Origin of the sequence: Thiomicrorhabdus heinhorstiae (assembly GCF_013391765.2) — a bacterium.
Lineage (GTDB): Bacteria > Pseudomonadota > Gammaproteobacteria > Thiomicrospirales > Thiomicrospiraceae > Thiomicrorhabdus > Thiomicrorhabdus heinhorstiae.
The window spans coordinates 36042-57037 of the sequence record NZ_JACBGI020000003.1 but is presented as its reverse complement, the minus strand read 5'-3'; the positions used below and the strand labels follow the sequence as shown (position 1 = coordinate 57037).

At 49.6% G+C, this 20996-nt stretch carries 20 protein-coding genes; 14 read left to right on the top strand and 6 right to left on the bottom strand.

Annotated elements, in window-relative coordinates; genetic code table 11:
- The first annotated feature begins 89 nt into the window (after positions 1-89).
- From H8792_RS03115 to H8792_RS03105, 3 genes are read left to right on the top strand one after another with little or no spacing between them, the layout of a single operon-like run.
- A complete protein-coding gene (locus H8792_RS03115; RefSeq protein WP_185977474.1) occupies positions 90-1142 on the top strand; it encodes an efflux RND transporter periplasmic adaptor subunit in 1053 nt (350 codons plus the stop codon).
- Positions 1143-1146: 4 nt separating this feature from the next.
- Entirely contained in the window at positions 1147-4221 is a 3075-nt protein-coding gene (locus H8792_RS03110; protein WP_185977473.1) for an efflux RND transporter permease subunit, read from the top strand.
- A 9-nt stretch (positions 4222-4230) separates the two neighbouring features.
- The gene (locus H8792_RS03105) at positions 4231-4479 is read left to right on the top strand and encodes a (2Fe-2S)-binding protein (protein WP_185977472.1); all 249 of its coding nucleotides are present in this window, start codon (positions 4231-4233) and stop codon (positions 4477-4479) included.
- Here H8792_RS03105 and H8792_RS03100 read toward each other — a convergent pair.
- From H8792_RS03100 to queE, 6 genes are all read right to left on the bottom strand, one after another.
- Positions 4476-5387 (bottom strand): metal ABC transporter permease, encoded by a 912-nt coding sequence (locus H8792_RS03100; protein ID WP_185977471.1) that lies wholly within the window; start codon positions 5385-5387, stop codon positions 4476-4478. The genes H8792_RS03105 and H8792_RS03100 overlap by 4 nt on opposite strands.
- Positions 5380-6720: a metal ABC transporter permease gene (locus tag H8792_RS03095; protein WP_185977470.1), complete on the bottom strand. Its 1341-nt coding sequence runs from the start codon at positions 6718-6720 to the stop codon at positions 5380-5382. Before H8792_RS03095 ends, H8792_RS03100 begins: the two co-directional genes overlap by 8 nt.
- Positions 6721-6722: 2 nt before the next feature.
- A complete protein-coding gene (locus H8792_RS03090; RefSeq protein ID WP_185977469.1) occupies positions 6723-7532 on the bottom strand; it encodes a metal ABC transporter ATP-binding protein in 810 nt (269 codons plus the stop codon).
- On the bottom strand, positions 7532-8434 hold the full coding sequence (locus H8792_RS03085) for a metal ABC transporter solute-binding protein, Zn/Mn family (protein ID WP_185977468.1): 903 nt from the start codon (positions 8432-8434) through the stop codon (positions 7532-7534). The genes H8792_RS03090 and H8792_RS03085 overlap by 1 nt, the downstream gene beginning before the upstream one ends.
- A 219-nt stretch (positions 8435-8653) precedes the next feature.
- Positions 8654-9892: a 23S rRNA (uracil(1939)-C(5))-methyltransferase RlmD gene (rlmD, locus tag H8792_RS03080; RefSeq protein ID WP_185977467.1), complete on the bottom strand. Its 1239-nt coding sequence runs from the start codon at positions 9890-9892 to the stop codon at positions 8654-8656.
- 34 nt (positions 9893-9926) lie between these two features.
- Positions 9927-10568 (bottom strand): 7-carboxy-7-deazaguanine synthase, encoded by a 642-nt coding sequence (queE, locus tag H8792_RS03075; protein ID WP_185977466.1) that lies wholly within the window; start codon positions 10566-10568, stop codon positions 9927-9929.
- 119 nt (positions 10569-10687) lie between these two features.
- Here queE and leuC point away from each other — a divergent pair, with 119 nt between their 5' ends.
- The 11 genes from leuC to accD all read left to right on the top strand — a co-directional run bounded on the left by leuC (position 10688) and on the right by accD (position 20982).
- Positions 10688-12103 (top strand): 3-isopropylmalate dehydratase large subunit, encoded by a 1416-nt coding sequence (leuC, locus tag H8792_RS03070; RefSeq protein WP_185977465.1) that lies wholly within the window; start codon positions 10688-10690, stop codon positions 12101-12103.
- Between the two features lie 22 nt (positions 12104-12125).
- Positions 12126-12764, top strand: coding sequence for a 3-isopropylmalate dehydratase small subunit (gene leuD, locus H8792_RS03065; RefSeq protein ID WP_185977464.1), 639 nt, complete (start codon positions 12126-12128; stop codon positions 12762-12764).
- A 124-nt stretch (positions 12765-12888) separates the two neighbouring features.
- The gene (gene leuB, locus H8792_RS03060) at positions 12889-13962 is read left to right on the top strand and encodes a 3-isopropylmalate dehydrogenase (RefSeq protein WP_185977463.1); all 1074 of its coding nucleotides are present in this window, start codon (positions 12889-12891) and stop codon (positions 13960-13962) included.
- A 28-nt stretch (positions 13963-13990) separates the two neighbouring features.
- Complete coding sequence (locus H8792_RS03055) at positions 13991-14959, top strand: M23 family metallopeptidase (protein WP_185977462.1); 969 nt, start codon at positions 13991-13993, stop codon at positions 14957-14959.
- Entirely contained in the window at positions 14923-15342 is a 420-nt protein-coding gene (locus tag H8792_RS03050) for a bactofilin family protein (protein WP_324187590.1), read from the top strand. The genes H8792_RS03055 and H8792_RS03050 overlap by 37 nt, the downstream gene beginning before the upstream one ends.
- Before the next feature lie 70 nt (positions 15343-15412).
- Positions 15413-16435: an aspartate-semialdehyde dehydrogenase gene (locus tag H8792_RS03045; RefSeq protein ID WP_185977460.1), complete on the top strand. Its 1023-nt coding sequence runs from the start codon at positions 15413-15415 to the stop codon at positions 16433-16435.
- 3 nt (positions 16436-16438) lie between these two features.
- Entirely contained in the window at positions 16439-17221 is a 783-nt protein-coding gene (gene truA, locus H8792_RS03040) for a tRNA pseudouridine(38-40) synthase TruA (protein ID WP_185977459.1), read from the top strand.
- Positions 17212-17859 (top strand): phosphoribosylanthranilate isomerase, encoded by a 648-nt coding sequence (locus H8792_RS03035; RefSeq protein ID WP_228766910.1) that lies wholly within the window; start codon positions 17212-17214, stop codon positions 17857-17859. The genes truA and H8792_RS03035 overlap by 10 nt, the downstream gene beginning before the upstream one ends.
- Positions 17856-19061 carry a tryptophan synthase subunit beta gene (gene trpB / locus H8792_RS03030; RefSeq protein WP_185977458.1) on the top strand — a complete coding sequence of 402 codons (1206 nt, stop codon included), beginning with the start codon at positions 17856-17858 and terminating at the stop codon, positions 19059-19061. The genes H8792_RS03035 and trpB overlap by 4 nt, the downstream gene beginning before the upstream one ends.
- Before the next feature lie 233 nt (positions 19062-19294).
- Positions 19295-20125: a tryptophan synthase subunit alpha gene (gene trpA / locus H8792_RS03025; RefSeq protein ID WP_185977457.1), complete on the top strand. Its 831-nt coding sequence runs from the start codon at positions 19295-19297 to the stop codon at positions 20123-20125.
- A gap of 2 nt (positions 20126-20127) precedes the next feature.
- Positions 20128-20982: an acetyl-CoA carboxylase, carboxyltransferase subunit beta gene (accD, locus tag H8792_RS03020; RefSeq protein ID WP_185977456.1), complete on the top strand. Its 855-nt coding sequence runs from the start codon at positions 20128-20130 to the stop codon at positions 20980-20982.
- Positions 20983-20996 lie beyond the last annotated feature (14 nt).

Sequence of the window (20996 nt, the reverse complement as noted above, 5' to 3'; positions counted from 1 at the left end):
TACGAGGGTTTTTTTATGCCTTTTTGATTTGCGAACAGCCTGTGAACTCCTTATTCTGATAGCAGCGTTTATATAAACGGACTTGGATTATGAAACACTCTTTTTCTTTAGCGGTCGGCTTATTATTACTGTTGATCGTCTGGATGGCATTGGGATACCAGAACAACCATGGAAACGAAAGTTTGGAACCTGAGAGGATTCTGGAAATCACCGTGGAAACTCAGCTGTCAAAAGCGCAGACGGTGACCGGTTATATCAAGGCGCACGGCGATCTTTTGCCTTTTCGCGAAACGCAGGTGCTGGCGGAAACCTATGGAAAGGTGCTGAAGATTTATAAAATCGAAGGCGATCATGTCGAGCAGGGGCAGCTGCTTTTAAAACTGAGTATCGAAGATCGAGCGGTTAAATTGAAACGGGCCGAGGCTAAAACGCTGGAGACAAAAAATAAATACCAGGCTACCCGCGATCTGAAAAAGAAAGGTTTCAGTGCCCAGACGAGTCTGGATGCCTTGTTAGCCACTTACGAAGCCGCCAAAGCGGAAGAGAACATTCTTCGTCAGGAAATCGGTCAACTTGAGGTTCGAGCGCCTTTCGGCGGGGTCATTTCCGAGCAGAAAGTGGAACTCGGCGATTACATTTTTAAGGGCAATGCGCTGTATGAATTGATCGATACCCACTCGATGGTCGCTTCGGTATCGGTATCGCAAACCGAATTTCCTTATCTGAAACTGGATTCACCAGCCAAGGTCAGTCTTGCGACAGGCCAGACCTTGTCGGGCAAAATCCGCTTTATTTCGCCTAAAGCGGATGAAAACACCAAAACCTTCAGGGTTGAGATTCTATTGCAAGGGACGCAAGACATTCCCAGCGGTATCAGCGTAACTGCGGAAATCCCGAAAATGCAGGCTAAGGCGCATTTTATTTCTTCGGCGTTGTTAACGCTTAATGACAAAGGCGTGATGGGGGTTAAGACCGTCAATCAGATGAATCAGGTCGAATTTTATCCGGTAGATGTGATTCAGGCAGTAAAGGATGGAATTTTCGTTACCGGCTTGCCGGAACAGGTGCAGTTGATTGTGACCGGTCAGGGATTTGTTCAGGCCGGACAAAAGGTCAATATTGTCAAGGCACCGGGGAATTGAACGGATGAATTGGATTGATGCGGCATTTAATCGCAGTCGAGTGGTTCTGCTCACCTTTGTCATGCTGATTCTGGCGGGTATTTCCGCTTATCTGTCGATTCCGAAAGAGTCCTCTCCGGATGTACCGATTCCGATGTTCTATGTTTCCATGATTCACGAAGGAATCTCTCCGGAAGATGCCGAACGCTTATTAATCAAACCGATGGAAAAAGAGCTGCAGTCTCTGGACGGTTTAAAGGAAATGAAGTCGGTGGCAGCGGAGAATTATGCCTCGATTCTGCTGGAGTTTTCCGCCGGAGCCGATATCGATCAGGCGTTGCTTGATGTTCGCGAAAAAGTCGACCTGGGGAAGGCGAATCTTCCTCCTGAAACGCTTGAACCAACCGTTAATGAAATCAATGTCGCACTCTTTCCGGTGATCTCTATTTCACTTTCGGGTCCGATTCCGGAGCGTGAATTGGTTCGACAGGCACAGGATTTGAAAGATGAAATCGAATCTTTAAGCGGCGTGCTGGAAGTGGAAATCGGCGGAGACCGTGAAGAGATGATGGAAGTGATTATCCAGCCTGAGACGCTGGAAACCTATCGCTTGTCTTTCGACGAAGTCGTATCGTTCCTAAGCCGAAATAACCAACTGGTGCCGGCGGGTGCCATGGATACCGGTTCGGGACGTATGGTTTTCAAGGTTCCGGGAGTGATCGAAGACATCCAGGATGTCATGGAATTGCCGATCAAAACCCATCAGGGAACGGTGGTTACTTTTAAGGATCTGGCGCAGGTACGTCGCACTTACAAAGATCCGGACGGGTTTGCCCGAGTCGGCGGCGAACCGGCTCTGGTATTGGAAGTGACTAAACGCGTCGGGGCCAATATCATTGCGACCATCGATGAGGTCAAGCAGGTGGTTGCCGAGCAGCAAAAAGATTGGCCGACGGCACTTAGCGTGCACTTTATGCAGGATCAGTCGGAGAGTATCAAAAGCCTGTTGGGTGACTTGGAAAATAACGTGATCACCGCTATTTTCTTGGTCATGCTGGTCGTGATCGCCGCTCTGGGAGTAAAACCGGCTATCTTGGTCGGTCTGGCCATCCCGGGGGCCTTTTTAACCGGGATTTTAGCGTTACAGACCATGGGCTATACCCTGAACATTATCGTTTTGTTCAGTCTGATTTTATCGGTGGGAATGCTGGTGGACGGGGCGATTGTCACGGTCGAACTGGCGCAGCGCAAAATGGCGGAAGGGATGGAGCCTAAAGCCGCATATCTGTTCGGATCAAAGCGCATGGCATGGCCGATTATTGCTTCGACAGCGACGACGCTGAGCGTTTTCTTTCCGTTGATTTTCTGGCCAGGCGTGGTTGGAGAATTTATGAAGTTTTTACCGATTACCGTCATCCTGACACTTTTGGCGTCGCTGTTTATGGCGCTGATCTTTATTCCTGTTCTCGGTTCGGTCGTATCAGGCAAAACCGAAAAATCTCCCGATCCGATTGAGCCGAAAGGTGAGAATCCTGGGGGCAACGGCCGCTGGACTCAGCGTTATATCAAGCTGATTACTCCTTTGTTGTTTTATCCGCGAAGAGTTTTGCTGGTCAGCGGTTTGTTGATGGCGGCCGCTTATGTCGCTTATGCTCAATTCGGTAAGGGCGTCGAGTTTTTCCCGGAAGTGGAGCCGGACTTTATTCAGGTGCAGGTTCAGGCGAGGGGAGACTTGTCGGTTTACGAGAAGGATGCGCTGGTTAAAAGAGTGGAGGCGGCAATTCTCGATATGCCGGTGTATAAGACGCTGTATGCCAAAACCTATAACGACACCAGTCAATTGCAAAATGTCCCGGTGGATTTGATCGGGATTATCCAGCTGGAGCTGCGTGACTGGCAGATGCGTCCGCCGGCCGATCAGGTTATTCAAAATATCCGGCAAAAACTTGCCATGATGCCCGGGTTGCAAATTCAGGTGCGCAAACAGGATAACGGCCCTTCAAGCGGTAAACCCATTCAGATTGAGCTGTCGGCAGCGGATTTTTCCGTCCTGAAAGAAGGAGTGCAGGAAGTGCGACAGAGAATGGCCGAGATCGACGGTTTTATCGATATTGAAGATTCACGTCCGATACCAGGCATAGAGTGGCATCTGCAGGTTGACCGCGAACAGGCGGCACGCTATCAGGTCGATATCGCCACTCTCGGTAACACGGTACAGATGCTGACATCGGGAATTAAGATTGCTTCCTATCAGCCGGACGATGCCGAAGAAGAGTTGGATATTCGTTTGCGTTTTCCCGAACCGGAACGCAATCTGGAACAGATGATGAATTTGAAAGTGCCGACCGCTTATGGCCCGGTTCCGTTATCGAATTTTGCCGAATTTCATCCTCGTCAGAAAACCTCTTTGATCGAGAGGGTGAACGGAGAAAGAGTGATGAGCGTTCAGGCGGATGTCTTGCCAAACCTGCAGGTCGATCAGCAGCTGAATCTGTTGAAGCAGTCGTTGGCAGCCAAACCGTTGCATGCGGCGGTGAAAATTCGTTTTAAAGGACAGGACGAAGATCAGCAGGAAGCCGCCGACTTTTTGATCAAAGCTTTTATCGGCGCGATTTTCCTGATTGTGGTTATTCTGGTAACGCAATTCAACAGTTTCTATCAAGCCGGAGTGATTCTGACCGCGGTTGTTTTTTCCACAGCCGGTGTGCTGCTCGGTCTGCTGGTAACGCAAAATCCTTTTGGTGTAGTTATGGTCGGGATCGGGATCATCGCTCTCGCCGGTATCGTGGTCAATAACAATATCGTGCTGATCGATACTTATAATCAATATCGCAATGAAGGGTTGGAGAAGATTGAAGCGATACAGCTGACTTTGGCACAGCGTATGCGTCCGGTGCTTTTGACCACCACCACCACGATTCTCGGTTTGATGCCGATGGTGCTGGCAATGAACATCGATATTATCGGTCAGAGTATTACTTTCGGCGCGCCTTCCTCGCAATGGTGGGTTCAGCTTTCCAGTGCGATTGTCGGAGGCCTGACTTTCTCCACTTTGTTGACGCTGATCGTGACGCCCTGTCTGCTGGCCCTAAAGAAATAAACAGGTTGCATGAATTTACATCTATGTCAGGAAACTTATGTGCAGATGTTGATCGAGGAAAACCCGTTGATCTGTACCTGTCATCATGTCTATCTTGATCAGTTATTGAAATCGCTTCCGCAAAACCCGCAGCAGGTAGGGGTGGAAACCTTGCAATTGGCAACCGGCGCATCGACCGGATGCGGCGGTTGCTTGAGTAAATTACAGGGTATCACCGAATGCTACCGGTTGAAACCGGGCATTTTTCAGCAACCTTAAGCGTTCGACGACGCCTGTTCCGGCGCGAACTGTTTTGCGGGCTGTTTTTGACGGTAGCGCTTGTTAAGCAGCTGTATGGCTATGGTTAGAGCAAGCAAAATGCCGGCGGCAACCGCAATCGATGCCGAAATCGAACTGTCGAGTTGATAAGATACGGCATAACCGACCACAACGGCGACTTGCGAATAGGCAAAAGCGATCCACAGCATGCCTTTCAAAGATTTGGCAAGCAGGTAGGCGCTACTGGCCGGTATAACCAGAAGAGCGACTACCAGTATGGCGCCGACGGCGTCAAACGAAGCGACAGTCGTCATCGAAACCAGCGTCATCAGAAAGTAGTGCCAAAACAGGATGTTGATTCCTAAGGAAGCCGCTAGACTTGGATGAAAAGAAACCGTTTGCAGACGTTGGAAGGCCAGTAGGATGCTGATCAACACGATTGCAAAAACAACCAGAATTGTCCAGAAAGCGCGCGGGCCGATTTCAACGCCATTTTCCATGCCTCCTAAATAGATGGTGTCGAAAGGCACGAATGCGATCTCGCCGTAGAGTACGCACTCCTGATCCAGGTCGATCTGTCCTGCAAACAATGAAACCAGTATTACCCCGAGAGCAAAAAACAGGGTGAAGATAATGCCGATACTGGCATCCGCCTGGATACGTCCGAAGCGATGCAGCGTATCGCTCAACCAGGCCGTTACCAGACCGATGGCGACCGCGCCGAATAGCATGACAAACAGATCGCGCGAACCGGAAAGCAGATAGGCCAGAACGATACCGAGCAGAACCGAATGACTGATGGCGTCGCCGAGCAGAGCCTGACGTCTCAGAATCAGAAAGACCCCGACCATCGAGCAGGCGGCGGCGACCAGTGACGCTGTGGCGAGAATCCAAAGATCGTTAATCATGGCGCTCTCCTTTGCCTTGCGGAATCGGTTGACCGTGCGGGTCGGCGTGGCTGGAATTCAGTTCGGCTTGCAGTTTTGTCTCTTCGTCAGCAGTCAGAATATGCTCCATGCGTTCCGCCTGCTGGTGGACCATATCCGGACTCAATTCCGCCTGTTGCATCAGGTAGTTTTCCCATAAACGGTGGCGGCGAGTCAGTTGGCTGGCCTGTTGCATGCCGCTTTCGCTTAAACGGTAGCCGCCCGATTGTGACAGGATCAGACCTTTACGCAGCATTTGATCCAGCGTGGCGTGTAATTGCGAAGCCTGCATATTGCGCATTCCCTGAACGTCGGCCATGCTGAAGCTCTCGCGTTCCTGCTGGCGTTCGCTGAGTTTATAGAAGGTACGCAGAATATTTTCTTCGGCAACGCGTTTGCGAAGAGCGCGGGTTTCCAGCCAGCGTTTAAGCAGGCCTTTATTGGTGCCGAAAAACAACGAAATCATAAACAGCAGTGAAAGCGAAACCACCATCCAGGGCCCGGTCGGCATTGCCGGTGCCAGATAGGATACCTGAGTGCTGATCAGAGCGCTTAAGGCGCCGATAGTACTCGCCAGAAGTAGCATCGGCGTTAGCTGATTACTCCAGTAGCGGGTAGCGGCGATCGGTGTCAGGAGGACGGCAGCCATCAGGACCACTCCGACCAGTTGTAAGCCGACGACAACCGACATCACGATCAGCAGCGCCAGCAGGAGTTCATAGCTCTTGACTGAAATTCCCAGACTCTGGGCATAGATACGGTTGAAAGCAATCAGGCGGAATTTCTGGAAGAAGAGGGCGACCGTTATCAGAATAAACAAGGAGACATAGGCGAGCAGGTGAATATCGCTTTCGGTCATAGCAGCCGCCTGACCGAAGAGGATTTTGTCCAGCCCGCTTTTATTTTCCAGTTCTGCGCCTTGAATATACGACAGCAGCATCAGGCCGAGTGCAAAGAAGAACGACAGCGTGATCGCCAAAGCGGCATCCGGTTTGATTTTGGTGTTTTTCGGCAGCCAGTCGATAATGAAAAAACCGACGAAACTGCTCAGCAGAGCGCCGAAAAAAATCACGACCGGGTCGCGTGATTGAAACAGTAAAAAGGCCATCATAACGCCGGGCAGTGCGGCATGTGCCAGAGCGTCACCGATCAGAGAACGCTTTCTTAAAAAGGCGAAAGCGCCGATAACCGAAGCGCTCATGCCTAACAGGATACTGCCGCTCAGAACCCATAGAGCGTTAATGTCTTCGAAACGCCAAAAGGCTGCCAGATTGTCCCACATGCTGACCGAGTGGGTTAGATTCCAGGCTTCCACTATCAGGCGCCCTCATCGTGGATTTTATTGACTTTGGAGCGGTAAAGCTGTTCGGTCAGGTCGTTTAGCAGAGACAGGCGTCCGCCGTAGGTTTTAGCAAGATTTTCCGGAGTGAGGACTTCTTCAACCGGGCCGGCGGCCACCAGGCGAGCATTGATAAATACGATCCAGTCGAAGTATTCGCCGACGGTGTTTAAGTCGTGATGGACGCAGACAATAGTTTTACCGCGTTGTTTAAGTTGCGAAAACAGTTCGATAATCGCTTTTTCGGTAGCGACGTCGACTCCGGCAAAGGGCTCGTCCATCAGATATAAATTCGCCTGCTGCGCCAGAGCTCGTGCCAAAAAGACCCGTTGCTGCTGGCCGCCGGATAGTTGACTGATCTGGCGGTCTCGGAACTCCCACATGTTGAGGTCTTTAAGAGCCTGTTCGGCAATATCTCGATCGATGCGGCTTGGTCGTTTCCACAAGGAAAGATGGCCGTGACGGCCCATTAAAACCACGTCCATTACGTTGATTGGAAAGTCCCAGTCAATCTCTTCTCGTTGCGGTACATAAGCGGTCGCCAGACGTTTTCGGTTTAAATCCTCACCGAAGAATTTCACCTCGCCCTCGATAATGCTCTCCAGTCCCATAATGCCTTTCAGCAAGGATGACTTACCGGCACCATTTGGGCCGACGATGGCAATGGTTTTGCCTTCGGGGATACTGAAGCTGACATCGGTCAGTACCGGTTTGTGGTGATAACGCATGCTCAGCTGCTTGACACTGAGCGGCGGGTGACTTGGGAAAATGGTTTGTGTCGGGCTCATTATTTCAAAGCCTCCACAATGGTATGGACATTGTGCTTAACCATGCCGATATAGGTACCTTCCGGTGTTCCTTTGATACCCATGGCATCCGAAAACAGTTCGCCGCCGATTTTTAATTCATGCCCTTCGGCTTTGACGCCGGCAACCAGCGATTGAATAAATTTAGGGGAAACGCTGGACTCGACAAACACCGCCGAGATTTTATTGGCGACAATTACGTCTTTAAGATATTTGACGTCCTGCAATCCGAATTCCGCTGCAGTACTGATCCCTTGCAACCCCATGACTTTAATGCCGTAAGCGTGGCCGAAATAGTTGAAGGCGTCGTGCGCGGTGATGAGAATGCGTTTTTGCTGCGGAATCAGTTCGATCTGCTGATGCACCCAACTATTCAGCTCTTGAAGCTGTTTCAGGTAGGCTTGCGAGCGCTGCTGATAAATTTGCGCGTGTTTTGGGTCTTGTTGGGAAAGAATCTCCGTAATGCGTTTTCCGGCTTCAATCCACAGCTGGACGTTAAACCAGATGTGTGGATCGTGAACCTTGCCGTGTTGAATTAAATTTTCTTCCGGAATTTTATCGCTGACGGCAAACACTGCTTTTTTACGCGCCATTTTTTCAAAGATGTCCTGCATCTTGCCTTCGAGATGCAACCCGTTATAGAGAATCAGATCGGCGCGGCTTAATCGTCTTAAATCGCCTTGAGTGGCTTTATACAAATGCGGATCAACTCCGCTGCCCATTAAGGCGGTTACTTTTAGATTGTCGCCACCGATGTTGCGGGCCAGGTCGGCGATCATACCGGTGGTGACAACAACTTGAAGTTGAGCCTGGGCTGAAAAAGATACGGCGCTCAGACTCAGCAACAAGCCGATGCGTTTGGCGATTTGCAGGAATTTTTTCATAGTTAATTTTTACCGAACGGTATTAAGAGGTTTGTTAATTTTAATAAATTAGCCATGGCTAAAAAAATAATTAGACAAACTATAACATGAACAATACCCATTGAACAGTAAGGAAAATCTATCAAGACTTGTAATATTTTTAATCAGGCGCGTCGATTGTATGAGTGCGGTAGGAAAGTAAGGCCGAATTCCCGAAAAATCCGGCTAAATAGAAAAGGGTTAAAAACGGAATTGTTTTTTTGCTTGCGTACGTTTTTCACGGCTTTTACCGGTTTTGGCATTTTTGCGCAGCTGCACCATTACTTCTGTGTGAGTAGTGTGTGGGAACATGTCCATGAAACCGATTTTTTGTAACTGGTAGCCCTGAGACTGCAGGGTTTGCAAGTCGCGAATCAGGGTTGAAGCGTTGCAGGAGACATAAACGATCAGTTGCGCATCCAGCTTGCCAAGATGTTTGCATAGCTCGGCAGCGCCTAGCCGTCCCGGATCGAGAAGGATTCGATCATAGCGTTGTTTGCGAAACCAGGCGTAGCCGGAAGGGTCTTGAAAAAGATCGAATTTCTCAAAGCGGCAGTTGGCAATCCCGTTACTCTCGGCATTAAAGTTTCCCATGGCGACGGCATTGTCGTCGCCTTCGATACCAATGACCTCTTTGGCTTGTTTGGCAATCGGCAGGGTAAAGTTCCCCTGACCGCAAAACAGATCCAGTACTTTATGCTGTGTTTGCAATTCTAGCCAGTCAAGTGCCTGGGTGATCATTTTACGATTGATTTCACCGTTAACCTGGATAAAGCCTTCCTGGTCGAAATGCATTTTTAGCTGTGGTTCTATGCTGTAGTAGGGAGTTTCTTCACGTTCTTCAAAACCGAACACGCCATTGTCTGCTTTGACGATGGTTAGTTGTTTTTCGGCCCGCGATGCGCTGTTCAGCAAAGGGTTGCGATGGGTTTGTAATGCTTGGTTGAGTTCCGGATCCAGAACCGGGCATTGTTCGATGTCCACCAAACGGTTGCTGGAATTTTCCTTAAAGCCCAAGCGAGGCTGCTTCTCTTTTTTGTCGATGCTGAGAAAAAACCGCGCTCTGCGTCTATAGCCGATATCCGTTCCGGTTAGGGGTGGGCAGACTTCAAAATCATCCTGTTTTAACGCCTGCTTCAGGCTGGTGAGAATATTGGCAAATTTCCATTTACGCTGCGCTTCGACATTCAGGTGTTGCAGTTGGCAACCTCCGCAAAGGCCGTAGTATTCGCAGAAAGGTGTTTGCCTGTCGGGCGAGGCATCCAGGATTTCCAGAAGTTTACAATCGGCAAAATGGTCGTTGTCCTGCGTAACGGCAACGCTTACCCGATCACCGGGAACCGCTCCTTCGACAAAACAGGTTTTACCTTGGTGGCGACCGACTCCGCGACCGTCGTGACTCAGGTTTTCAATATTTAATTCAAATGGATCAGATGTCATTGCTAATTTTACTGCTAAAGGTTTTAGAGAGGGTTTAGTCGATGCCGAGTAGCTTATGGGTTTGCAGGCTAAGCTGCCATTGTGGGTGGGCCAGGCAGTATTCGACTGCGGCGCGAATATTGGCGGTTTGGATTTGCGGATCGGCATCGTCCATCGGTTGCAGATAGAAATGCTCGAAAGGCAGATCGGCAACCTTCTCCGGCAGGAGTTCGGCTTGCGGATAAACCAGCTTCAGTTCATTTCCGTGGTCGAGCAAAAGCGGGGCGTTGGCTTTCGGGCTGACGCAGATCCAGTCGATCTGCTGCGGCGCCTGTTTGGTACCGTTGGTTTCAATGGCGATTTCAAAACCGAACTCATGCAGAGTGTCGATTAATGCTTGATCGACCTGCAGCAGCGGTTCGCCACCGGTTAAAACAACAAAGGGAACAACGTTTTTATCCGGCCAGAAATTAAGCAGGTGCTTGCTTAGTGCTGCGGCGTCGGCAAATTTACCGCCGTTTTGTCCGTCGGTGCCGATGAAGTCGGTGTCGCAAAATTGGCAGATCGCTTTGGCTCGATCCTGTTCGCGTCCGGTCCACAGGTTGCATTGCGTCAATCGGCAAAAGATGGCAGGCCGCCCGCTGTGAAAGCCTTCGCCTTGCAGAGAATAGAACACTTCCTTGACGGAATAGCTCATGTAGCTGTCCTTTAATGTTTTATCTATGTTGGTGATTGTATTTTACTATTTAGAAGTGTTTCTTAGATGATATAATTTATGACTATTTTTCAAAAATGTATTTCAGCAGGTTGTAAGCAATGGCAGGGAAAACTTTATACGACAAATTGTGGGACGATCATGTAGTTCGTCAAGAAGAAGATGGTACGGCGTTGATTTATATCGACCGCCAGCTGCTTCACGAAGTAACTTCACCACAGGCGTTTGAAGGACTGCGACTTGCCCATCGCAAACCGTGGCGCGTAGATGCGAACCTAGCCACCTGTGACCACAATGTGCCGACCACTGCTCTGAAAGGTGGTGCTGAGACGATCGATGATCCGGTTTCCCGAATCCAGGTACAGACTTTGGGCATGAATACCCGTGAATTCGGTATTACCGAGTTCGGCATGGGGGATCCTCGTCAGGGTATCGTGCATGTTGTCGGTCCGGAAGAGGGTATGACTTTGCCGGGTACGACCGTGGTTTGCGGTGATTCGCATACCGCGACTCACGGAGCTTTGGGCGCTTTGGCTCACGGTATCGGAACCTCGGAAGTCGAGCATGTTTTGGCGACGCAGTGTTTGTTGCAGAAGAAAATGAAGAACATGTTGGTCAAGGTCGACGGACAGTTGAAGCCGGGGGTTACTCCGAAGGACGTTGTCCTGGCCATTATCGGTAAAATCGGTACTGCTGGCGGAACAGGGTATGCAATCGAATTCGGTGGGCAGGTCTTTAAGGATATGTCGGTTGAAGGGCGTATGACTGTCTGCAATATGGCCATTGAAGGCGGTGCGCGTGTCGGTCTGGTCGGTGTTGACGAAAAAACCGTTGAATATGTTAAAGGCCGCCCTTTTGCGCCGAAAGGCGAGAAGTGGGATCAGGCGGTTGAAGCCTGGAAAGAATTGCATTCCGATGATGATGCGGTCTTCGATCGTGTTGTTGAGCTCGACGGCGACAGTATCGAACCGCAGGTCAGCTGGGGAACGTCTCCGGAAATGGTGCTGGACGTCAACGGTATCGTGCCTGATCCGGAAAAAGAAGCGGATCCGGTTAAGGCAACTTCGATTCGCAACGCTTTGAGATATATGGGTTTGCAGGCCGGTATGGCGATTAAGGATATTCCGGTCGAATATGTATTTATCGGTTCCTGTACCAACTCGCGCATCGAGGATTTGCGTGCCGCTGCTGAAGTGTTGAAAGGCAAGAAAGTTTCCGATAAGGTCGAACTGGCGATTGCAGTTCCTGGTTCCGGGCTGGTTAAGCAGCAGGCGGAAGAAGAGGGGCTGGATAAAGTATTTGTCGAGGCCGGTTTCGAATGGCGTAACCCGGGTTGTTCAATGTGTCTGGCAATGAACTCCGATCGCTTGCCTTCCGGTAAACACTGCGCTTCTACTTCGAACCGTAACTTCGAAGGTCGCCAAGGTGCCGGCGGGCGTACCCATCTGGTCAGCCCGCAAATGGCAGCAGCAGCAGCGGTGGCTGGACATTTTGTTGATGTGCGTGATTTTGCCTGAACGACTTGGATAGGAGATAAGAATGGATAAGTTTAAGAAGTTGACGGCGATTGTGGCTCCATTGGATCGTGCTAATGTCGATACCGATGCGATCATTCCAAAACAGTTTTTGAAGTCGATCAAACGCACCGGTTTCGGTCCTAATCTGTTTGATGAGTGGCGTTATGAAGATGTCGGACAGCCGGATTCGGATAATTCGGGCCGCCCTCTGCGCAAAGAATTTGTGCTTAACCAGCCGCGTTATCAAGGTGCCAAGATTCTGTTGACCCGCGAGAACTTCGGTTGTGGTTCCAGTCGCGAGCACGCACCTTGGGCGTTGAAAGATTACGGCTTTGACGTCATTATTTCGCCGAGTTTTGCGGATATCTTTTTTAACAACAGTTTTAAAAACGGTATTTTGCCGATCATTCTGGACGAAAAGACGGTGGACGACCTGTTTAATGAAGTGTTTGCCGCCGAAGGTTACGAGTTGACGGTCGATTTGGATGCGCAGCAGATTATTAAGCCGAATGGCGATATGATCGCTTTCGAAGTGGATAGCTTCCGTCGCCATTGCTTGCTGAACGGTTTGGATGATATCGGTCTGACTTTGCAGTATCAGGACGATATCAAGGCTTATGAAGATAATCGTAAAGCGACCAAACCCTGGTTGTACGCGTAAAAATTACATCATGAAGCATGCGCTTTCATTGGTTTGAATTCGCATGCTTTATTTTATCGAGAATTATGATTAAACCTCCGCACGTTTGTTTAAAAACGATGTGGTTCAAAAAGAGAAATAACAGATGACAAAAAGTGTATTGATTCTTCCTGGTGACGGTATCGGTCCTGAAATTACCGCTGAAGCGGTAAAAATATTGAATAAGTTGGTGGAAACCGACGGTTTGGATATTTCCATGGAAGAAGATTTGGTCGGTGGTGCGGCCTATGATGTACACGGCGTGCCGTTGGCTGATGCAACTATGGAAAAGGCACATCAGGCGGATGCGGTTCTTCTTGGGGCTGTAGGTGGTTATAAGTGGGAATCTCTGGATATCTCCGTACGTCCTGAAAAAGGCTTGCTGCGTCTGCGTAAAGAGATGGGGCTTTTCGCCAACCTGCGTCCGGCGGTTTTGTATCCGCAATTGGCTTCGGCTTCAACGCTTAAACCGGAAATCGTTGCCGGTCTGGATATTTTGATTGTGCGTGAATTGACCGGTGGTATCTACTTCGGTCAGCCTCGTGGGATTCGTGTTCTGGATAACGGTGAGCGTCAAGGTTATAACACTTACGTTTACTCTGAGTCTGAAGTTAAGCGTATTGCGCATGTGGCTTTCCAGGCTGCGATGAAGCGTAACAAGAAATTGACTTCGGTGGATAAGGCGAATGTTTTGGAAGTAACCGAAATGTGGCGTGAAGTGGTTGAAGAAGTGGCTAAAGAATATCCGGAAGTTGAAGTCAAGCACATGTATGTCGACAATGCAGCCATGCAGCTGGTTCTGAATCCGAAGCAATTCGACGTTATGGTAACCGGTAATATGTTCGGTGACATTCTATCTGACGAAGCTTCCATGCTGACCGGTTCGATCGGTATGCTGGCATCAGCATCTCTGGATGAAAACAATAAAGGTATGTACGAGCCTTCGCACGGTTCAGCGCCGGACATCGCGGGTCAAAACAAGGCTAATCCTTTGGCGACGATTCTGTCTGCTGCAATGATGTTGCGTTACTCTCTGGGCCGCGAAGATTTGGCAGTGAAGATTGAAGAAGCGATTTCCAAAGTATTGGATCAAGGTTTGCGTACCGGTGATATCTGGTCGGAAGGTTGCACTCAAGTGACCTGTTCGGAAATGGGTGATGCGGTCGTTGCAGCACTGTAAGTGCTGAAGCCCGAGTCTCGATTCGACCATGAAAAATTACTTTACCATCACGATAAGCGATGTTTACGGTGCTAAGCATTACTCGTTTAAGCAGGCAGTGCGAAAATTCGCCTGGCTGTGGATTTCGGTTCTGTTGATTTTTTGGGTTATTGGCGGGATTTCACTGTATTGGATGCTGTTTGAAGCCAGACAGATCGAAGCCGACCATGAGTTGGCTTTGAAAACACTGAAAGACAGCGTTGCAAAAACCCAGGCGGATTACGAAGAGCTGTTAAAGGAAAAAATCCTTACCGAACGCGAGTTGACGCAGAAAAGCGATCAATTGACCTTTCTGGATCAGACTCTGCAAGGTGTTGAAGATTTAATCGGTTTAAAAGGCAATGGGGTCGATTCGGTCGATTATCAGGACCGTATGAAACGGGTTCAGCTGGATTCGCTTGGTAAACGTTTGATGCTTGAATTGATTCCGAGCGGTTCGGCGGTCAAGAACTATAAGGGTTTAACCAGTCCGTATGGCTACCGCAAACATCCGATTACCGGTTTGCGTCAAATGCATGGCGGTATCGATTACAAAGCGGAAATGGGCGAGCCGGTGCTGGCTACCGCAGATGGTGTGGTGCAATTTGCCGGTTATAACAAAAGCAGCGGCTACGGAAATTTGATTTCGATTGCACATTCCAACGGCTTTCGTTCCCGTTACGGCCATTTGAAATCGATGGATGTTAAGGTCGGTGATTATGTCAGCAAAGGGCAGGTGATCGGAACAGTCGGTTCGTCCGGACGATCCACCGGACCGCATTTGCATTACGAAGTTTGGTTTTTACAGCGGCGTTTGGATCCGGAACCGTTTCAGGACTGGGATCTGGCGAATTATGACAGCATTTTCGAACAGGTGAAAAAAGTACCATGGGGCTCTTTAAGTCAAGCAGTCGACCATCAGATTCGGTTGGTGGAAAAACAATTCTCGCCAAAAAATGCACCATCAAAGGTGAACTAGTTCATCAGGATGGGCCTTTGCATGTGGATGGCACAGTCGAAGGGGTTTTGGATAGTGATCACGATGTGTCGATCGGGCATGAAGGCCGTGTCTCCGGGTTGGTCAAAGCACGCAACCTGGTGGTTAGCGGGGTGCTTGAAGGCAAGGTCGCTTGCGAGAAGCTGGAAATTCTGAAAGGCGGCAAGTTTGTCGGTGAGCTGGTTTGCGGTGATCTGGCGATTGAAAGCGGCGGCAAGTTTATCGGGCATAATCATGAGGTGACTGAGGATGGCGTGGTGCTTGGATTGCCGGAAACGTTCCAAAAGTTGATACACGGTCAATTGGCTGATGACGGCCTGCAAAAGACTTTGAGAAGCATTGAGAACGTTCAACACGAAATATAGGGCTTCCCGTTTTTGGCGGGTGGTTTGATTAATTATTTACGACAAAAGTTTAAACAAGGAATAGAGTCGAATGTCGAAGTTATACGATATCGCAGTTGTCGGTGCTACCGGAGCGGTAGGGGAAACAATCTTAAAAGTTTTGGAAGAGCGTAATTTTCCGGTAGGAAATCTTTACCCTCTTGCTTCCAGCCGTTCGGCAGGGAAAAAGATCGAATTCAACGGAAAGTGGGTTGAAGTTCAAGACTTGGAGACGTTTGATTTTTCTAAGGCGCAAATCGGTCTGTTTTCTCCGGGCGCCAGCGTTTCTGCCGTCTACGCGCCGAAAGCTGCGGCGGCTGGCTGCGTTGTGGTCGATAACACATCACAGTTCCGATACGACGACGATATCCCTCTGGTTGTGCCGGAAGTGAATCCGCAGGCGATTGCCGGCTATAAAACCCGCGGTATTATCGCCAATCCGAACTGCTCGACCATTCAGATGCTGGTAGCCTTGAAGCCGATCTATGATGCGGCAGGCATCAAGCGCATTAACGTAGCGACCTATCAGGCGGTATCGGGAACAGGGAAAGAAGCGATTGAAGAGCTGGCCACTCAAACCGCTAACCTGTTGAATATGAAGCCGGTTGAAAGTAAGGTTTATCCTAAACAGATCGCCTTCAACTGTATTCCGCAAATCGATGTTTTCATGGACAACGGTTACACCAAAGAAGAGATGAAAATGGTGTGGGAAACCAAAAAGATCATGGGCGACGATTCGATTCTGGTTAACCCGACAGCAGTGCGTGTTCCAGTTTTTTATGGCCACAGTGAAGCGGTGCATATCGAGACCGACAAGAAAATCACAGCGGCTGAAGCCAAAGCGCTTTTCGAAAAAGCAGATGGTGTTGTTTTGATTGATGAGCATGTCGATGGCGGCTATCCGACAGCGGTAACCGATGCGGCGGATACCAATCCGGTTTATGTCGGGCGTATTCGTGAAGATATCACTTGCGAGAACGGTTTGAACCTGTGGGTTGTTGCCGATAACGTTCGTAAAGGTGCCGCGACGAATACGGTACAGATTGCCGAGTTGTTGATCAAAGACTATCTGTAAGTAATGCGCATCGCCTTAGGCATCGAATACCAGGGCACTCGCTATTGCGGATGGCAGCGGCAAGGTCATTGCGATTCGGTTCAAGGGAATCTCGAGATGGCTCTGAGTTGTATTGCTGCGCATGAAATTTCGCTGTTTTGCGCCGGCAGAACCGATACTGGAGTGCATGCTATCGGACAGGTGGTGCATTTCGAAACGGAATCGCAAAGACCGGCCAAAGCCTGGGTTGAAGGAACCAATACCCAGTTACCGGGAGATATTCGGGTAGTTTGGGCCAAAGAGATGGACAGCGAGTTTCATGCACGTTTTTCGGCGGTTGCTCGCCAGTATCGCTATGTCATCTTCAATCGTTCTGTGCATAGTGCGGTTTTGGCGAACAGAGTGACTTGGGAACCGTATCTTCTTGACGAGGCTAGGATGCATGCAGCTGCGCAGGCGTTGATCGGAGAACAGGATTTCAGTGCTTTCCGCGCCGCAGCCTGCCAGGCAAGCCATGCGCGTCGTGAAGTGCAGAAGGTTGCTGTCAGTCGTCGTGGCGATATGGTGTTTATCGACATTCAAGCCAATGCGTTCCTGCATCATATGGTGCGTAATATCAGCGGGACCTTGATCAAAATCGGCAAGGGACATGAAGATGTTAATTGGGTTACGGAATTATTGGCATCAAAAGATCGGACTCTGGCAGCGCCGACTGCTCCGGCTGATGGGCTTTATTTCGTAAATGCCTTCTATCCATCGGAATTCGCGATCCCGCAACAACCTCTAAATGAGATCTTATGGCAATAACACCTCCTCCAATGATGCGTACCCGTGTTAAAATCTGCGGTTTGACGAACGTTGCTGATGCTTTGACAGCATGTTATTCGGGCGCGGATGCAATCGGGCTGGTATTTTATCCGCCGAGCCCGCGTAACGTTTCGCTGGAAACGGCGGCGGAAATTGCTGCTGCAGTGCCGGCTTTCGTAACCAAAACAGCGCTTTTTGTCGATCCGGATGCGGATTTCGTTCGCCAGGTATTGCAGCAGGTGAATATTGATCTTTTGCAGTTCCACGGTAATGAAAGTGCCAAGTTTTGTGAATCTTTCGGCCGCCCTTATATGAAAGCAGTGGCGATGCAGGAAGGTACTGATTTGCACGGGTTGGCGCGAGATTATACTCGCGCAATCGGACTGCTTCTGGATACCTATAAGCCAGGAGTGCCCGGTGGGACTGGAGAGAGTTTTAACTGGCAATGGGCCAGGCCACCGCATCCGATGCCGGTGATTCTGGCAGGTGGGCTAACGGCGGAGAATGTCGTTTCGGCAATTGAAGAGGTCCAGCCTTGGGCGGTCGATGTCAGTGGTGGTGTCGAAGAGTGCAAAGGTAAAAAGTCGCCGGAAAAGGTGCAGAAATTTATTAAAAATGTAATGAGTAGAGTCGAATGACAGTAGATTTTTCTAAGTTCCCGGATGAACACGGCCATTTCGGGCCATACGGCGGAATTTTTGCGCCTGAGACCCTGATGGCGGCTTTGGAACAGCTGAATCAGGAGTACGAAAGTGTTAAGAACAGTCCGGAGTTTCTGGATGAGTTGGCGCAGGATTTACGAGACTATGTCGGTCGTCCGACACCTTTGTATTTGGCCAAGCGTTGGTCGGAAGAGCTTGGTGGCGCAAAAATCTACTTAAAGCGTGAAGATCTGAATCATACCGGGGCGCACAAGGTTAATAACACGATTGGGCAAGCTTTGCTGGCGAAGCGTCTTGGTAAAACCCGTATTATTGCCGAAACCGGTGCCGGACAGCACGGTGTCGCCAGTGCGACGGTCGCTGCACGCCTTGGCTTGGAGTGTGTCGTTTATATGGGTGCGGACGATGTAGTGCGCCAGGCCCCGAACGTTGCGCGCATGAAAATGCTGGGTGCGACGGTGGTGTCGGTTGAATCCGGTTCACGAACGCTTAAAGATGCTTTGAATGAAGCGATGCGTGACTGGGTAACCAATGTGGATGATACTTTTTACATTATCGGCACGGTTGCAGGCCCGCATCCGTATCCGGCAATGGTTCGCGATTTTCAAGCCGTGATCGGCCGTGAAGCACGTGAGCAGATTTTGGAGAAAGAGGGCAAACTGCCGGATGCATTGATTGCCTGTGTTGGTGGTGGTTCGAACGCCATTGGTCTGTTCCATAAGTTCCTGCCGGATGAAAGTGTGCAAATCTATGGTGTCGAACCTGCAGGACATGGTCTGGAAACCGGTGAACATGCAGCGCCTTTGTGCAAAGGTAAGCCGGGGGTATTGCATGGTAACCGTACCTATTTGATGCAGGATGAGCATGGACAGATTTTAGGAACCCATTCTATTTCCGCCGGATTGGATTATCCGGGCGTCGGTCCTGAACACTCTTGGCTAAAAGATATCGGGCGTGTTAATTATGTTGCCATCGACGATGAAGAAGCGTTGCAGGGATTCCGTGACTTGACTCGTTTCGAAGGAATTATTCCGGCGTTGGAATCCAGCCACGCGATCGCCTACGCGACCAAACTGGCACCAACCATGTCTAAAGATCAGGTGATTATCGTTAATCTGTCCGGGCGTGGGGATAAGGATATGAATACAATATGCCAGATCGAGGGTATCGAATTTTAGAAGGGTTTTTAAGCTGCTGTGATTACAAATCTCGCTAAGCTTAAAATTCCTTTTTCAAAATAGTTGGATTAGAAGTTTGCGGTCTTGTTTATCTGCACGAGCAAGCAGAGCTTTTCCCAGCAGATTTTTGTAGTGACTTCGAATCTCTCGTAACCCTTGAAACAGGGTTTTTGATTGTTAAGGATTGGTTTCTTAACACTTTAAAAATTCGAATAAAAAAGAATTTAGAAATTATGAGCAGAATACAAACCAAATTCTCTGAATTGAAAGCGGCCGGCAAGACGGCTTTGGTGCCTTATGTCACTGCCGGCGATCCTATGCCGAATGCGACCGTCGAGCTAATGCATCTGATGGTAGAGAAAGGTGCAGACATGATTGAATTGGGTGTCCCTTTTTCCGATCCGATGGCTGACGGCCCTGTCATTCAAAAAGCGGTGGAACGTGCTTTAGAACATCATATTAGTCTGGATGATGTTTTGGAATTCGTCCGCGTATTCCGCGAAAAGGATGTAACCACGCCGATTATTTTGATGGGATATTTGAATCCGATTGAAGCCATGGGCTTCGAAGCCTTCGCCAATGCCGCTTCGTCGGTCGGTGTCGACGGTGTTTTGACGGTGGATATGCCTCCGGAAGAGTCGCAAGGTTATTTGCCGGCGTTGGATGCGTGCGGTTTGGATCGAATCTTTTTGGTATCGCCGACCACTCCGGCACAGCGCTTGCAGGCGGTCAATGCAAAAGGCAGCGGTTTTGTGTATTACGTTTCCTTGAAAGGGGTGACGGGTTCCAAACAGTTGGATGTTGCTTCCGTCACTGAACATATGGGCGCCTTGCAGAAGACTATGCAGATGCCGATCGGAATCGGTTTCGGTATTCGTGACGGCGAGTCGGCATTTGAGATGGCTAAATTGGGCGACGCCGTAATTATCGGTTCCGCGTTGGTCAGTTTGATCGAAGCCAACGAGTCTAAAGGACTTTACGATATTTACCTCGCTATCGGCGAGAAGATGACAGAATTCCGTTCGGCGATTGATCGCGCCGATGCGCTAACCGCTCAGGAGTAATTATGAACTGGTTTGAAAAGATTTTACCAAGTATTAAACAAGTAGCCGAGCGTAAAAAATCCGTTCCGGAAGGGCTATGGACCAAATGCCCGAAATGCGAAAGCACTCTTTACCGCGCTGAAGTTACCCGCAATCAAGAAGTCTGCCCGAAGTGCGATCATCATATGCGTCTGGGCGGCCGTCAACGCTTGACGACATTTTTGGATGAAGGCAGTTTCAATGAAATTTCAGCAAACGTTGCTCCGGTGGATGCGCTGAAGTTTCGGGATCTTAAGAAGTATAAAGATCGTATAACCGCTGCTCAGAAAGCAACCGGTGAGAAGGATGCCTTGATTACCGGAACTGGGACAATCAACCAATTGCCGGTGGTGGTTGCCGCTTTTGAATTCAAGTTTATGGGCGGTTCCATGGGATCGGTTGTGGGCGAAAAATTCGTGCGTGCCGTGAATGAAGCCATCGAGCGCCAAGTACCGTTTATCTGTTTCTCAGCCAGTGGCGGGGCGCGTATGCAGGAAGCGCTTTTCTCTCTGATGCAGATGGCGAAAACCAGTGCGGCCCTTGGGCGTTTGCGTGCGCAAAAATTACCGTTTGTCTCTGTCTTAACCGATCCGACTATGGGGGGGGTTTCAGCGAGTTTCGCAATGCTGGGTGATTTGAATATTGCCGAACCTAAGGCGTTGATCGGTTTTGCCGGCCCGCGGGTTATCGAACAGACGGTTCGTGAGAAATTGCCGGAAGGTTTTCAGCGCAGTGAGTTCCTTTTGGAACACGGTGCGATCGATCGAATTGTTCACCGTCATCAGTTGCGCGATGAAATTTCGTCTATGTGCAGCATGCTGTTGAACAAAGCCAGTTAAGGGTCGGTCGGATA

Excerpts from the sequence above, each read along its gene's own strand:
- H8792_RS03115 (WP_185977474.1), top strand. The coding sequence starts at position 90 with ATGAAACACTCTTTTTCTTTAGCGGTCGGCTTATTATTACTGTTGATC.
- H8792_RS03110 (WP_185977473.1), top strand. The coding sequence starts at position 1,147 with ATGAATTGGATTGATGCGGCATTTAATCGCAGTCGAGTGGTTCTGCTC.
- H8792_RS03105 (WP_185977472.1), top strand. The coding sequence starts at position 4,231 with ATGAATTTACATCTATGTCAGGAAACTTATGTGCAGATGTTGATCGAG.
- H8792_RS03100 (WP_185977471.1), bottom strand. The coding sequence starts at position 5,387 with ATGATTAACGATCTTTGGATTCTCGCCACAGCGTCACTGGTCGCCGCC.
- H8792_RS03090 (WP_185977469.1), bottom strand. The coding sequence starts at position 7,532 with ATGAGCCCGACACAAACCATTTTCCCAAGTCACCCGCCGCTCAGTGTC.
- H8792_RS03085 (WP_185977468.1), bottom strand. The coding sequence starts at position 8,434 with ATGAAAAAATTCCTGCAAATCGCCAAACGCATCGGCTTGTTGCTGAGT.
- rlmD (WP_185977467.1), bottom strand. The coding sequence starts at position 9,892 with ATGACATCTGATCCATTTGAATTAAATATTGAAAACCTGAGTCACGAC.
- queE (WP_185977466.1), bottom strand. The coding sequence starts at position 10,568 with ATGAGCTATTCCGTCAAGGAAGTGTTCTATTCTCTGCAAGGCGAAGGC.
- leuC (WP_185977465.1), top strand. The coding sequence starts at position 10,688 with ATGGCAGGGAAAACTTTATACGACAAATTGTGGGACGATCATGTAGTT.
- leuD (WP_185977464.1), top strand. The coding sequence starts at position 12,126 with ATGGATAAGTTTAAGAAGTTGACGGCGATTGTGGCTCCATTGGATCGT.
- leuB (WP_185977463.1), top strand. The coding sequence starts at position 12,889 with ATGACAAAAAGTGTATTGATTCTTCCTGGTGACGGTATCGGTCCTGAA.
- H8792_RS03055 (WP_185977462.1), top strand. The coding sequence starts at position 13,991 with ATGAAAAATTACTTTACCATCACGATAAGCGATGTTTACGGTGCTAAG.
- H8792_RS03045 (WP_185977460.1), top strand. The coding sequence starts at position 15,413 with ATGTCGAAGTTATACGATATCGCAGTTGTCGGTGCTACCGGAGCGGTA.
- truA (WP_185977459.1), top strand. The coding sequence starts at position 16,439 with ATGCGCATCGCCTTAGGCATCGAATACCAGGGCACTCGCTATTGCGGA.
- H8792_RS03035 (WP_228766910.1), top strand. The coding sequence starts at position 17,212 with ATGGCAATAACACCTCCTCCAATGATGCGTACCCGTGTTAAAATCTGC.
- trpB (WP_185977458.1), top strand. The coding sequence starts at position 17,856 with ATGACAGTAGATTTTTCTAAGTTCCCGGATGAACACGGCCATTTCGGG.
- trpA (WP_185977457.1), top strand. The coding sequence starts at position 19,295 with ATGAGCAGAATACAAACCAAATTCTCTGAATTGAAAGCGGCCGGCAAG.
- accD (WP_185977456.1), top strand. The coding sequence starts at position 20,128 with ATGAACTGGTTTGAAAAGATTTTACCAAGTATTAAACAAGTAGCCGAG.